Raw genomic sequence first — 14,043 nt, 5'->3', positions numbered from 1 at the left:
GAGCCCCGCATTCAGCGAGGCTCTTTTCTTTTTGGGTGAAGAAATACTACTGCAGGCTGGCCATTACTTTATCCAGTACTTCTCTTGAAGGCCGGATAACGGATTCAGGCAGGGAGCTCAACGGCTGATCGACCAGGTTAAGCTGATCGGTGAAGGTTGGTTTCTGGGTGTCGACGTAGAAGATACCGGTCAGCACCTCACCTTTTTCATGCGCTTCCATGAGAGCCTTGACTGAACCGATTTTGTCGGTTGGATCATAGTCCTCGCGGATCTTACGCAGACGCAGGCTGGAACCGTCATGCATGCGTACATCAAGCGTCGTACCGTGATCGTACTCGACCTCGATATCTTCAAAGCTCGGAACGAACCCTAATTCATTGATGGGCTCGTCGTGCTCCTGCATGAACTTGTAGCTCTTGGTAGAACCCTCGTGGTCGTTGAAGGTCACGCAAGGGCTGATTACGTCCAGCATGACCGTACCCTTATGCGCGATAGCGGCCTTGAGCATGGTCAGCAACTGCTTCTTATCGCCGGAGAACGAGCGGCCAACAAAAGTAGCGCCGAGTTGGATGGCCAGTGAGCAGGTGTCGATGGGAGGCAGATCATTGATGACGCCTGTCTTCAGCTTGGAGCCGAGATCAGCGGTCGCAGAGAACTGGCCCTTAGTGAGACCATATACGCCATTGTCTTCGATGATGTAGATCATCGGGAGATTGCGGCGCAGCAGGTGAACAAACTGCCCCATGCCGATAGAGGCCGTATCTCCGTCGCCAGAGACGCCCAGCGCCTTCATCGTGTGGTTGCCGAGGATAGCTCCAGTTGAAACTGAAGGCATACGCCCGTGCACACTGTTGAAGCTGTGCGAACGGCTCATGAAGTAGGCAGGGCTCTTGGAAGAGCAGCCAATGCCGGAAAGCTTCATAAGGCGCTCTGGCTGTACACCCATCTCAAACATGGCATCGATAATGCGCTCGGAGATAGCGTTATGCCCGCAGCCTGCACAGAGAGTTGTCTTGCCGCCTCGATATTCAAGAACCGGCAGACCCAGACGATTAACCTTTGGCCCCGGAGTGATCGGTGATGTTGCTGTCGCTGTTGCCATGGATTAGAGGCCCTCCTTGGTGACTAGTTCGTCGGTCACCGACTGCGCATCCATCGGCAGTCCGTTGAAGTGCAGAATGCTGCGCAGCTTTGTCACTTGCTCCGCAGCCAGATCCAGCTTGAGCAGACTGGCCAATTGCGCATCGCGATTCTGTTCGACTACATAAATACGCTCATGCGAAGCTACAAACTCGTGTACCTCATCGGTAAAGGGGTAAGCCCTCACGCGGAGGTAGTCTACGTCGAGATCGTAGTTCTTTTTGATTTCGTCGAGAGATTCGGTAATCGCATAGTGCGAAGTGCCGTATGCGATGATGCCAATCTTCGATGTGCCGTTCTTTTCGATTACGGGCTTTGGAACCAGTGTGGCTGCAGTCTCAAACTTACGAGCGAGCCGCTCCATCAAGTTCACGTAATCTTCTGGTTTCTCGGTGTACCCAGCACTCTCGTTGTGGCCTGAGCCGCGCGTGAAGTAAGCCGCCTTGGGATGATCCGTTCCAGGCAACGTACGGTAGCCGATTGCGTCTCCGTCGACATCCTTGTAACGAGCAAAACTACCCAATCGATTGAGATCGTCTGCGGTAAGAACCTTACCGCGATCGAGCGGTTTGTCGGGATAAAGGAACGGCTCGGACATCCAGTTATTCATGCCCAGATCGAGATCCGAAAGCACAAAGATCGGGGTTTGCAGGCGCTCCGCAAGATCAAACGCGGAGTAGCCAAATTCGAAGCACTCTTTAACCGAACCGGGCAGAAGAATAACGTGCTTCGTATCTCCATGCGAAAGGAAGGCAGTCGATAGCAAATCGGCTTGCGAAGTACGTGTTGGCATACCGGTCGAAGGACCAGTGCGCTGCACGTCAAAAATCACGCCAGGGATTTCTGCAAAATAACCCAGGCCGGAGAACTCCGCCATAAGCGAAATACCAGGTCCCGAGGTTGCAGTCATCGAACGCGCGCCAGACCAGCCGGCACCCAGCACCATACCGATCGCGGCCAGTTCATCTTCAGCCTGAACCACGGCGAAAGTGGCTTTGCCATCTTCAGTGACTCGGAATTTCTTGAGATATTCGATGGTCGCTTCGACTACGGAAGTCGAAGGCGTAATGGGATACCATGCCACGACTGTTACGCCAGCAAATACAGCGCCCAGCCCGGAGGCTGCGTTCCCATCGATGATGATCTTCCCTGCTGTTGCATCCATCCGCTCAATGACAAAAGGATCCTGCTTGGTCAGTTTCTCGGCGAAATACTCAGCGCCTGCCTTGACTGCACCAAAATTCAGTTCCATTGCCTTCTGCTTCTTGGCGAACTGCTTCTTCAGAGCCGCTTCTACAGCGGTCATTTCGATGTTGAGCAGGTGTGCTACCACTCCCACGTACACCATGTTACGGACCAGCTTGCGCAGCTTTGCTTCAGGACAGACCGCAGCCGTAATCTTGTCAAATGGAACTGGGTAGCAGACAACATCGTCGCGATATTGCTTTAGATTCAAGCTCTCGTCATAAATCGCTACGCCGTGGGTAGGCAGGGCGAGAATATCTTCACGCGCCGTTTCAGGATTCATCGCGATGAGGATATCAATGTATTTTCTGCGAGCAACGTAGCCATCCTTGCTGGCGCGGATGGTAAACCATGTAGGCAGTCCGGCAATGTTTGAGGGGAACAGGTTTTTCCCGCTAACGGGAACTCCCATTCCAAAAATGCTCTTCAGCAGAACGCTATTGGCCGATTGCGAACCGGACCCGTTGACCGTTGCGACCTGAATGCTGAAGTCATTTATGACGCGTTTGGCGGCGTCTTCTACCGCTGATTTGCTCTGCTCTTGACCCAGAGCAAGGTCTCCAATCGCCATGTGGCGGGAACCCCTTCACTTGAATTTCTAGAAAGCACGATTCTTTCGCTCAATTGATGATTATAGCCACTTAGTTGCATCCGTGTTCGATACTGCACCGAAGTGGTTACTGCTCAATTGGATAGACCCATAAGTTGGCCCAAATCACAGCCAATGGTCCCAATATGTGGGCTAATATAGACAGATTACTCAAAAATAGTAAGGAACTTACAAAGTTTACCCAGAATACTTCTAACTTTCTCGGGATTTCAAAGCCGTAAATGGCTCTGAAATCCCGGTAGATTTTAATTTCGGATATTCGATAGAAGACGCTCAATCGCTGCTTTCGACTCTGAAGTCAAAGCGAGCAGCGGCGAACGTGCATTGCCACCGAAATACCCGTTCCAGTCGCAGGCATACTTGATACCGGGGATTCCCAGGCTGCCGCAAACCAGGTTGCTGGCGTCGGTAATATGCAATTGTCTATCAACGGCCAGTTGGTCGTCGTGCTCTTTCCAGGCGATATAAATCTCCTGGCAGGCCTGAGGTGCGCAGGCTGCGAAGGCCAACACGGCACCGCTCGCACCGGCATCCAGAGACTCTTTGAGCGTCGTGGTAGAACCTGTCAGCACCTGAAATCCAACCTCGCGCGTGCGAGTCTTGCGCGCAGGTGCGGGAGGAGCAACTGCGAGAGCGACTCCACCATCGCCTCCCGATGCCAGGCCCTCGGCTGAGATAAAGTTACCGGATGTGGCAGGTTTCGCAGCCAGCATTCGTCCTGTAACTGCCTCAAAAATCGGCGTGACTGTAACCGTTCTTCGAGGAGCAAGCCGAGTGGCCTGGACTATATCGCGCACACGCTCCACGCTACCACTCGATTCTTTAAGGCCGAGAATATTTGGATGCTGTGCCAACTCGGTAATTACTTCCAGAGGAATCTCAAGGCCCGTAAATTTGGGAATGGAATACAGCACCACGGGCAGCGGCGATCGATCGGCCACGGATCGGAAGTAATGAAGAAGAGCTGCTGGAGTCAACTGCGGACGATAGTAGCTGGGATTTCGCACCAGGACTGCATCATAGCCGTAGCCAGCCGCTGCCTCCGCCAAAGCCACCGTTGCCTTGACGCTCTCACGAGCGATGCCTGCCAGCAATACCTTGTCTTCAGCAGCAGACTCCGCCGCGATGCGCAATACATCGCGGGTTTCAGCATCCTCAAGCGCAACCGCTTCTCCGGTCGAACCAAGCACGACGATACCGGCGAGCCCGGTTAGAGAGAGTCTCGCAACATTGAATTCCAGCTTGCGAAAGTAGATCCGTTCATCCGGATAAAAAGGTGTCGTAACGGGAGCAAATATGCCTTCAAGCAACATGCTTTCTATTTTAGAGCCTTTTGGAAAAACTAACCCCGACTCAACGTGAACACTCCCAACTCTGTAGAAGTTACATACGCCCTCAAAAGGAGTTCGCGTACACTCGACTCACATAGAATGTCAGAGAATTGGGGCGACCAGATGTCCGCTGAACTAGACGAAGAGCTGATTTTGGAAGAAGGTCAGGCTGCCAATCTGGGCCAGCAAGCGCTTTGGGTCCTGATTCATACTCTTCTCGCTATCGCCACCTGGGCTCTTATGATGTTCGCCATCACGGCCGCTCATCCTGACAACGTTCCGGTGCTGATAACTCTGGCGTTGTCTTTCAGCGTTCCGTTTGTGGTTGGCTACATCTTCACGCGCATAAAGCAAAACGACATGGCGCCTTATACATGGCTGATTGGTCTTATCTGGTTTTTGATCATTTGCTTGTGGATTCTCGACATGCCCACCGGCCCGAACCAGTGCTTTCACTGCGACGCAAGCTCGAAGCTCTTCCTTACATTTTTGAGCCCGACAGAGGACAGTGGGCTGATCGACGGTGAAGGGAGATTCATCGGCACGTGGCCCGCGGCAGCATGGATCGGATACGGCATCGGAGCCAGCTTCGCTTTGAAACGAAAAAAGTAATTGCCAGACAAGAAATCCGGAGCGAGAAGCCCCGGATTTCCTCTCTTCATCATGCTGCTATCTATTTTGCAACCGGATGCAGCTCCTGCAATGAGATTACCGAAGTATGCCGTCGTTGGATGGCGCCGATTCCTTCCGCCGCTGCCTGGGCTGCGGCAATCGTAGTGATCGTAGGAATGCGCGCCAGGACAGCCGCTCTCCGAATCGCCTTTTCGTCAAAGAACGTATCCTGACCGCGTGGCGTATTGATGATGAGTTGAATGCGATCGCCCTTGATGAGATCAACAACGTTGGGGCGACCCTCTTTCACCTTGAAGACACGCTCGACAATCAACCCCGCATGCTCCAGCACATTGGCAGTGCCTTCGGTTGCTACCAGGTGAAATCCTAGCTCTACGTATTTTGTCGCAAGGGCGGTCGCCGCTGGTTTGTCGGGATCATTCACACTGAAGAAGACAGTACCGCCTGTGGGCAATGCCTGGCCGGCGGAGAGTTGGGCTTTGGCAAAAGCTTCGCCGAAGTTATCTGCCACACCCATCACTTCGCCAGTTGATTTCATCTCCGGGCTCAGAACGGTATCGACGCCAGGGAATTTGGACCACGGGAAGACCGGCGACTTCACATAGAAGTACGGGCCTGGATCAAGGTCTTTTTTGTTATCGAGCTGAGCTGGCAGAAATTCACGAAGCTTACGGCCTGTCATCAAGCGTGAAGCAATCTTCGCCAGTGGCACACCAGTCGCTTTCGAGACATAGGGTACGGTACGCGAAGCGCGTGGATTCACTTCGATGACAAACACCTGATCGTTTCCGTCAACATCGCGTTGGATCGCGAATTGTAGATTGACCAGTCCGATAACTTTGAGTGCCAGTGCCAGTTTGCGCGTGTAGATGCGGATGGTCTCCAGCGTTTCAGGACGAATATCTACCGAGGGCAATACGCAGGATGAGTCGCCGGAGTGAATACCGGCCTCTTCGATATGCTGCATGATGGCCGCGATAACGACATCTTCTGAATCGCAGAGTGCGTCAACATCAACTTCGACAGCAGACTCAAGGAAGTGATCAACCAGTACGGGGCGGTCTGAAGAATACTCAACCGCTGTCGTCATGTAGCGAGCTACTTCTGCAGCATCGTAAGCGATAACCATTGCGCGCCCGCCCAGCACATACGACGGACGCACCAACACTGGATAGCCGATACGATCGCCGACGGCAAGGGCTTCCGCAACACTTGTCGCAGTGCCACCTGACGGCTGCGGAATCTCCAACTCTTCCAGCAGCTTGCCAAAGCGCTTGCGATCTTCAGCAAGATCAATTGACTCTGGTGAGGTTCCAATGATGGGAACGCCAGCCCTGCGAAGACGCTGCGCCAGATTTAACGGAGTCTGTCCGCCAAACTGCACAATCATGCCAATCGGTGCGCCGGAGGTTGCTTCATGTTCGTAGACAGCAAGCACATCTTCGAGCGTCAGAGGTTCAAAGTACAGTCGATCGCTCGTGTCGTAATCCGTCGATACCGTCTCGGGATTGCAATTCACCATGATGGTTTCGTAGCCATCTTCTTTTAGCGCGAAGGCCGCGTGACAGCAGCAGTAATCGAACTCGATTCCCTGCCCGATACGATTCGGCCCGCTGCCCAAAATGATGATTTTGGGTTTGTCCGTTGGTGGCGCTTCGTCTTCTTCGTCATAGCTCGAATAGAAGTACGGCGTGTACGATTCGAACTCCGCTGCACAGGTGTCGACTAGCTTGAAGATCGGGCGGATGCCATACTTGTAGCGCAATTCGCGAACCTGCTGAATGCCATCATGACCGTCCAGATGCCACTCATTCGCGATACGCTCGTCGCTTAGGCCGACGCGCTTGAACTTACGCAATTCCGCAGGAGTGACCGTCTCCGGCGAGAGAGTGCCAGCAAACTTTTGTGTTTCGCATATCTCGCGAATCTGGAAGAGGAACCAGGGATCCATGCCGGTGTAACGCGCTACTTCACGGACGCTCATTCCGCGCTCAAACGCGAAGCGAATATAGTTCAACCGTTCGGGTTGCGGAGTCACCAGACGCTGCGTCAATCGGCGTGGTTCAAGCTCCTCGCTGCCCGTCTTCTTGCCTGTTTCGAGCGAACGCAGAGCCTTCATCAGCGATTCTTTGAAAGTACGGCCGATGGCCATCACTTCGCCGACGGACTTCATTTGCGGACCGAGCGTGTCATCCGCTCCGGGGAACTTTTCGAATTGCCACTTGGGAATCTTGGTTACGACATAATCAATTGTCGGCTCAAAGCAAGCAGGCGTCATACGCGTGATGTCGTTAGGAATTTCGTCCAGCATATAGCCGACTGCGAGCTTCGCCGCGATCTTTGCAATCGGGAAGCCAGTGGCCTTCGAAGCCAGCGCTGAAGACCGCGAAACACGAGGGTTCATCTCGATAACCGTCATGCGTCCGTTCGCGGGATTGACCGCAAACTGCACATTGGATCCTCCAGTTTCGACGCCGATTTCACGCATTACAGCAATGGCCGCATCACGCATCTTCTGATATTCGCGATCGGTCAACGTCTGTGCAGGAGCGACGGTAATCGAGTCGCCGGTATGCACGCCCATCGGATCAAAATTTTCGATGGAGCAGATGATGATGACGTTGTCGCCTAGATCGCGCATGACTTCGAGCTCATACTCTTTCCAGCCGAGCACACTCTCTTCGATGAGGCATTCATGCACCGGTGAAAGATCGATGCCCCGTGCAAGAATCTCCATCAACTCTTCGCGATTGTAAGCAATGCCGCCGCCGGAGCCGCCCAGTGTAAAGCTAGGGCGGATGAGGATCGGAAAGCCGATCTTGCCGGCAAAATCCATACCGTCGCGAAGGTTGTTGACAAGCACCGATTTTGAAACATCAAGGCCAATGCGAACCATCGCGTCTTTAAAGAGCAAGCGATCTTCAGCCTTCTTGATGGCTTCGAGCTTGGCGCCAATCATCTCCACGCCGTATTTATCGAGAATGCCAGCATCCGATAAATCGACAGCCAGATTGAGCGCGGTCTGTCCTCCGACTGTTGGCAGCAGAGCGAACTTGCCAGAGCCCTCAGGCATCATGGCGCATTCGATACGAATGATCTCTTCGACATAGGCCAGCGTTAGCGGCTCGATGTAAGTGCGATCAGCCAATTCCGGATCGGTCATGATTGTTGCCGGGTTAGAGTTCACCAGCACCACTTCGTAACCGTCCTGCTTGAGCGCCTTGCAGGCTTGTGTACCGGAGTAATCAAACTCGGCGGACTGGCCAATCACAATCGGCCCCGAGCCGATCACAAGTATCTTCTGGATGTCATTTCTACGTGGCATTCTTCGTTACTCACTTCCAAAATCTTGGCTGGTGCTCTGATCATTTTGTTGCTGCTTGTTATTGCTAGCGCTCATTGCGAAAGAAATAGTTGATGCAGGCTAAGCCCGTACCCTTCTACTCCAGCGCTGAGATGCTCTTGCTAGGTCTGGACTTGTGCCCATTCCCACCGCCAACTGTGTAAGTTGGCTGGTTTCGAGATACCTTGATACCTCACTCCTCGGCAAAACGCACCAGTTCCCTCTCGGGCTGGTGCGTTTTAACCCCTGTCATGTAAGTATCAAACGGATCAATCAAATGAGGATCGGTAAGGCCACGCCCAGCTAACAAAGCTAAAACTGTGGCCAAATGCTTCATCCCTTCCACTCATCCATCATGTTGCGGAAGTCGCGGAACAGGTAGTGCGAGTCATGCGGCCCCGGAGCAGCCTCAGGATGGTATTGAACACTGAACAACGGCAGCGACTTATGCCGCAAACCTTCAAGTGTGTTGTCATTCAGGTCTACATGTGTCAGATCGACTTCATTGGCGTTTATCGTGTCAGGATCGACGGCGTAGTTGTGGTTATGAGCCGTAATCTCGACCTTGCCATTGATCATGTTCTTGACCGGATGGTTGCCGCCATGATGGCCAAACTTGAGTTTGTAGGTTTTGCCGCCAAGAGCCAGACCTGTTAGTTGATGACCGAGGCAGATGCCGAAGATAGGCGTACGTCCCATCATCTCCTGGATCGCCTTCACAGCGTAGTCGACGGGCTCCGGATCGCCAGGACCGTTCGAAAGAAAAACTCCGTCCGGCTTCAATGCGAGCACTTCATCGGCACGTGTTTGCGCTGGAACCACCGTCACGCGGCAGCCTTCGCGCGTCAGCATGCGCAGAATGTTCAGCTTGATACCGAAGTCGTAGGCGACTACGTGCAATTGCGGCCTGTCGAGTTCCAGAGACAGGAACGAATCGCCGCTTTCATTACGCGAGTCGGAACTATCAAAGCTGAAGGCCGTCTTGGTTGACACGACCTTGGCCAGATCGGTTCCATCCATCTTCCGAATGGACCGCGCCTTGGCTACCAACTTTTCAGGGTCGGTTTCGAGAGTCGAAATGCAGCCACGCATCACACCATAGGTGCGCAGATGCCGCACCAGGGCACGAGTGTCAATCTCGGCCAGCACCGGAACGTTGAAGCGTTCCAGGTACTCGTCGGCGACCTGCTCTGAGCGCCAGTTCGAGCTTACCGGCGAGAACTCGCGCACGATCAGTCCCTCAATGTAAGGCTTCGCGGCCTCATTGTCAGACTTGTTGGTGCCGTAGTTGCCGATCTGTGGATTGGTAAGGATGACTATCTGGCCCGCATACGATGGGTCAGTCGCGATTTCCTGATAGCCGGTTAAAGAAGTATTGAAGACTACTTCGCCGAGGCATTCGCCCGGTGCGCCGTACCCTTCGCCCATAAAAATGCGCCCGTCTTCGAGCGCAAGAGTCGCCTGCATCGCGTCTCCCTGGAGTGGATTCAATCGATTCTATCAGAAAATCGATATCCACTGCGTTATCAGTAGCTTGGCATTTGGCAAAACTTCTTTGCTGAAGATTTGCTGAAGGTTAAACACGCTGGCTATCACCGGGGATGGTGACTTCGAAGAACTTAATAGATTCTATCAGAAGTCCGCCATCTTCTTCATTATCAACAGTTTGACAGATTTGGCAGTTGCAAGTGCTTAACAATTGCGGAACTTGCAGGAAAAGAGCTTCGCCCCAATAATGACCGCGACTAATATGAACTCGATTGGACCGATCTCATCGTTCACTATAACAGTCTTCACCCGGCACTCCGGTGACTGTCCGAAGCGGCATGACCCGCAGTGGAAGCGCTGCCAGTGCCGGAAGTCCCTCTACATCCGTGAGCACGGAAAGACCTCCTATGTCTCGGCGAAAACCCGCTCCTGGGAGCAGGCCGAGCGTGTCGCTGCGCAGGAACGCGACAAGCGCGATCCCGTAAAGATCGAACTTAAGAAGATTGCTGATATGCGGAAACCCCTGCTCACGACCATGAAAGCTGCCTTGAAGCTTTGGCTTGACGGCATGAAAGGACCTGCGGACACATCGATCGCCGCTTATCGCTCGACAGCCGCACGCATTCTGCGCTGGGCCGATGCCACAGGGGTCATTCACGTGAGCGATGCGACGCCTGCACAGCTGGACGCATGGCGTGCTTCCTGGGCGCCCAATGCAGAACTTGAAGATAATCGCTTAGCCCTAACCACCCAGGCCACCCTCGTGATCCGACTCAAGTCCTTTTTCTACTGGGCCACAGCAATGGAGTACACCATTCGCAACCCGACGTTGTTGCTTAGGCCAATCACGCCAAACGATAGCCAGACGTGGCCGCTGACGCCGGATCAATTTGTTCAACTGCTTGCCGCAACCTACAAGTTCGATGAGCAGGCACGTAATAAGTCGGGAAGAGTCGGCCAGTGGCTCCGGGCGATCTTCCTCGTTCAACGCTGGACGGGACTGCGCGTCGGGGATGTGCTCTACTGCCCCAAGTCAGCGCTCACTGGCAATCGACTGCGTGCTGTGATCCGCAAGAAGATGAACCGGAAGCCGATGGAATCTATCGTTGAATTCGTATTGCCGGATCATGTCGTCGACACCTTGAATGCCCTGCCCCTCCGTCCTGAAGAACATCCCGATTATTGGTTCTGGTCTCGTAGGTGCTCGCCTCTCGTCAATACCAATAAGTGGGTGCGGAAAATAGATAAACTCAACGATTATCTGGACTTCAAGGATGAAGATGGCGATCCCTTAGAGTTTCGCTCCCACATGCTCCGCGACACCTTTGCCGTGGAGATGCTCCTGGCGGGAATGGAGCTTGCGAAGGTCAGCAAGCTACTCACTCACGAATCCGTGGCAACTACTGAGCGCTACTACGCGAAATGGACTCATGCCCGCAAGCAGCAACTTCAGGACGAAGCGATCGAGGCGATGCAAAAGATGGGCGCGATTTTCACGAATGTCCAACCCATCCCACTGCGAGGCAATGCGGCGCCTCTGGCTTCCACATCCATCAATTGATAAGTATTTCCCTTTCTAAATCATCTCTGTAGACGCAGAAATCTAAATAAACTTTTTAATGTTGTCGATAGCGCTCCAATCTTGCCTTCGAATCCTCGATTTCGGTCGACAGCCTCGGTGAGATGAGGAACGACTGCGTCTCCGTCTTTTCAATGTCATGGACGCTATGGGTTTTCCGTTGGTGCCTGTTGGAGCACACGCGTCAGTTCCCTCGAGCCGGCCTCACCAGCGAAATTTCTCCTAGCCACCCACCTCACGATCGAACACGGCTCGCGATTTCTTGCTCGAGACGCAGAACTGAAGTACATGTTGTGCAAAGGTGGGCCGTTGGCCCATCTCAACCCGACTTTCGCATAAAGCTTCGAGGTGACCATGGAAATCCACCAAGGACAAAGCAATCCCTTCCCAAGGGCCAAGGTTCCGTTAGAAAGCAACGGTGTCCTTGAAAGGCACTATACCGTTCTCGAACTGTCGAACCTCTGGGGTTTCAGCGACCGAACGATCAGACGGCTCTTCGACACCGAGCCCGGCATCATCAAGATTGACCGCCCGGAAACCAGAAGGAAGAGGCGTTACACCTCGATAAGAATTCCAGCGCGAGTGGCTCAGCGGGTTTATCAGCGGCTCCAGGCCTAGCGTCACTCCAGATCTTCAACTTCGTCTCCACAATTCGGATTGCGATTGACCCCCGGGGCCAGCCATCCTCATGTCCAATCTAACGGAGAACGGGTTGGGTTCCCGGTCGGGCCTCTGGAGTTTTTGCCCTCAGCCGCTTTGGATGCGGTTTTCTCTAGTTGTCCACTTGGGCAAAAGCCTTGGGCGATCATCCTCACTCATCAGCGGACCAAGGTCACGAGTGTATCTACCTCCAGGAACGGATCGCCCAATGGAGGCACAGACGTCCGAAAGCCCTTTCGGAGCCTTTGCAGCTACCTGATTTGCACCTTGCGTAAAGCTCCGACTCCGCAGATTTGACCGAGTTTTGGAATCGCCCCATCCTTGCTCCGCATTCCGAGGAGGAAATATGAGAAGGCGGACAAACCGGCTAGCAATCGCAGTATTGCTCACAATCGTCGATCTCTCAGCAGGCGACTACTACTGCGGCGTGATCTGGCAGGCTTTCGCGCAAGACCTATTAGCCCGGGCCGCCCTACTTGGGCTTCTATGCCTGTGGGTAGCAAGTGCGGCCGTGTTATGGCTCCATGTGGGCTATGACCTTCGCCAGACCCTACGGGAACGAGACAGGAGATTGGCCTTCAACTCAGCAATGACTGCCCCCGAACCAAGGAGCGACAGCCATGTTTGAATCGCTGGAAGATCTCGAAACTCGACTCTCGGCCACTGGTTATTTCATCGATCCCGTGATGATTCAAGTGGTCTACCTGGCGGCGAAGCTTCAAGTGCCGCTGATCCTCGAGGGGCCGCCAGGATCGGGGAAAACACAGCTAGCTACCTCTGTCGCGAAAGCGGCAAAGACAAACATGGTGCGGATGCAGTGCTACAAAGGCATCACCGACAAACAGGCCATCGGTGAATTCGACGAGAGTCTTCAAAGACTCTTTATGGAGTTCTCGAAGGAACAGGGCCTGAGTTGGCAGGAGGTCGTGAAGACGCTGAAGGGGCGTGATTTCTTCCGCCCCGGTCCGCTCATGCGCGCACTGGAATGCGAGCGGCCATGCGTGCTGCTAATTGATGAGCTAGACAAGGTACCTCAGGACACGGAAGCCCTTCTACTCGAGCCCTTGGCTGAACGTCAACTTTCGATCCCTGAGTTCGGTACAGTAAATGCGACAAGCATCCCGTTCACCGTAATTACCAGTAATGAAGAGCGCCCGCTCAGTGACGCGATTCGGCGACGCTGTCTGTACATTCGCGTAGAGCATCCGACGCCGGACCGTGAGGCGGAGATCATCGCCAGCCGCACTCCGGATGCAACTGGAAAGTTTCACAACCAGGTGGCCGGCATTGCCCTGGCCTTTCGTAACTACTCTCTCGAGAAACCCCCATCCGTATCCGAGATGATTATTTTCGCCAATGCCCTCCAACTACTGGGTATCGATCGCGTAACGCCCGAACTTCGCGATGTTCTACTGCCTTTCTTAGCCAAGACGGAGAAGGACCGCCGTCACCTGCTTCTTCGTGAGGGCTTCAGTAGCCTGCTTCACGATGGGGCTCGCTACGCCCACCAGATGGGACTTGAGGAAGGAGTAGAAGCATGAAACTCCTGCTCCCCTTGTTCATTGCGCTGCACCTGATCGTCGCGCGAGCCCAAAGCGTGCCTTCCTACTCTGAAAGCTGCGTTCAACGCTATGCAACGCACTATGGAGTTCCTCCGGAGTTCATAGCTGCCCTGATCGATGTTGAGTCGGGATGGAACCCTCATGCGCTCTCGAACAAAGGCGCAATGGGCATGATGCAGCTCATGCCAGCGACAGCAAGACGTTTCGGCGCACTTCAACCGTTCGATGGCAATCAGAATATCGCCGCTGGAACCCGTTATGTGACAACGCTGATGTGGGAGTTTCACGGCGACCTGCGATTGGTGGCTGCGGCCTACTACGCCGGCGATCACTGGGTAGGACAAAAGCGATTGAACTATCGCAATCCGGATGTTGTCGCTTATGTCCAGGCCGTTCGGAGGCGATATCTGATACGCAAATTCGCGGCGGCGAACCCGCCCAGGAGGTAAGAC

General features: G+C 53.9%; 10 protein-coding genes. 5 read left to right on the top strand and 5 right to left on the bottom strand.

Annotated elements, in window-relative coordinates:
• Window positions 1-46: 46 nt before the first annotated feature.
• From OHL19_RS10975 to OHL19_RS10965, 3 genes are all read right to left on the bottom strand, one after another.
• Window positions 47-1,102: a 2-oxoacid:ferredoxin oxidoreductase subunit beta gene (locus OHL19_RS10975; RefSeq protein ID WP_263357739.1), complete on the bottom strand. Its 1,056-nt coding sequence runs from the start codon at window positions 1,100-1,102 to the stop codon at window positions 47-49.
• Window positions 1,103-1,105: 3 nt separating this feature from the next.
• Window positions 1,106-2,956, bottom strand: a complete 1,851-nt coding sequence (locus OHL19_RS10970) for a 2-oxoacid:acceptor oxidoreductase subunit alpha (RefSeq protein WP_263357738.1) — start codon at window positions 2,954-2,956, stop codon at window positions 1,106-1,108.
• 284 nt (window positions 2,957-3,240) lie between these two features.
• Window positions 3,241-4,308: a dihydrodipicolinate synthase family protein gene (locus tag OHL19_RS10965; RefSeq protein ID WP_263357737.1), complete on the bottom strand. Its 1,068-nt coding sequence runs from the start codon at window positions 4,306-4,308 to the stop codon at window positions 3,241-3,243.
• A gap of 141 nt (window positions 4,309-4,449) precedes the next feature.
• On the opposite strand from OHL19_RS10965, the gene OHL19_RS10960 reads away from it, so the two are divergent.
• Window positions 4,450-4,938 carry a hypothetical protein gene (locus OHL19_RS10960; RefSeq protein ID WP_263357736.1) on the top strand — a complete coding sequence of 163 codons (489 nt, stop codon included), beginning with the start codon at window positions 4,450-4,452 and terminating at the stop codon, window positions 4,936-4,938.
• A 61-nt stretch (window positions 4,939-4,999) separates the two neighbouring features.
• Here the strand turns inward: OHL19_RS10960 and carB are convergent, their stop codons facing one another.
• Complete coding sequence (gene carB / locus OHL19_RS10955; protein ID WP_263357735.1) at window positions 5,000-8,284, bottom strand: carbamoyl-phosphate synthase large subunit; 3,285 nt, start codon at window positions 8,282-8,284, stop codon at window positions 5,000-5,002.
• A 351-nt stretch (window positions 8,285-8,635) separates the two neighbouring features.
• Window positions 8,636-9,769: a glutamine-hydrolyzing carbamoyl-phosphate synthase small subunit gene (carA, locus tag OHL19_RS10950; protein WP_263357734.1), complete on the bottom strand. Its 1,134-nt coding sequence runs from the start codon at window positions 9,767-9,769 to the stop codon at window positions 8,636-8,638.
• A 268-nt stretch (window positions 9,770-10,037) separates the two neighbouring features.
• Between carA and OHL19_RS10945 the strand changes: the two genes are divergently transcribed.
• From OHL19_RS10945 to OHL19_RS10930, 4 genes are all read left to right on the top strand, one after another.
• Window positions 10,038-11,351: a tyrosine-type recombinase/integrase gene (locus OHL19_RS10945; RefSeq protein WP_263357733.1), complete on the top strand. Its 1,314-nt coding sequence runs from the start codon at window positions 10,038-10,040 to the stop codon at window positions 11,349-11,351.
• Window positions 11,352-12,375: 1,024 nt separating this feature from the next.
• The gene (locus tag OHL19_RS10940; RefSeq protein ID WP_263357732.1) at window positions 12,376-12,657 is read left to right on the top strand and encodes a hypothetical protein; all 282 of its coding nucleotides are present in this window, start codon (window positions 12,376-12,378) and stop codon (window positions 12,655-12,657) included.
• On the top strand, window positions 12,650-13,570 hold the full coding sequence (locus tag OHL19_RS10935; protein ID WP_263357731.1) for an AAA family ATPase: 921 nt from the start codon (window positions 12,650-12,652) through the stop codon (window positions 13,568-13,570). The genes OHL19_RS10940 and OHL19_RS10935 overlap by 8 nt, the downstream gene beginning before the upstream one ends.
• Window positions 13,567-14,040 carry a lytic transglycosylase domain-containing protein gene (locus OHL19_RS10930; protein WP_263357730.1) on the top strand — a complete coding sequence of 158 codons (474 nt, stop codon included), beginning with the start codon at window positions 13,567-13,569 and terminating at the stop codon, window positions 14,038-14,040. Before OHL19_RS10935 ends, OHL19_RS10930 begins: the two co-directional genes overlap by 4 nt.
• Window positions 14,041-14,043: the final 3 nt, after the last annotated feature.

It is taken from the genome of Acidicapsa ligni (genome assembly GCF_025685655.1).
GTDB classification, from domain to species: Bacteria; Acidobacteriota; Terriglobia; order Terriglobales; family Acidobacteriaceae; genus Acidicapsa; species Acidicapsa ligni.
Note: the sequence above shows the minus strand (reverse complement) of the source record. Positions and strands in the feature narration are given on the sequence as shown.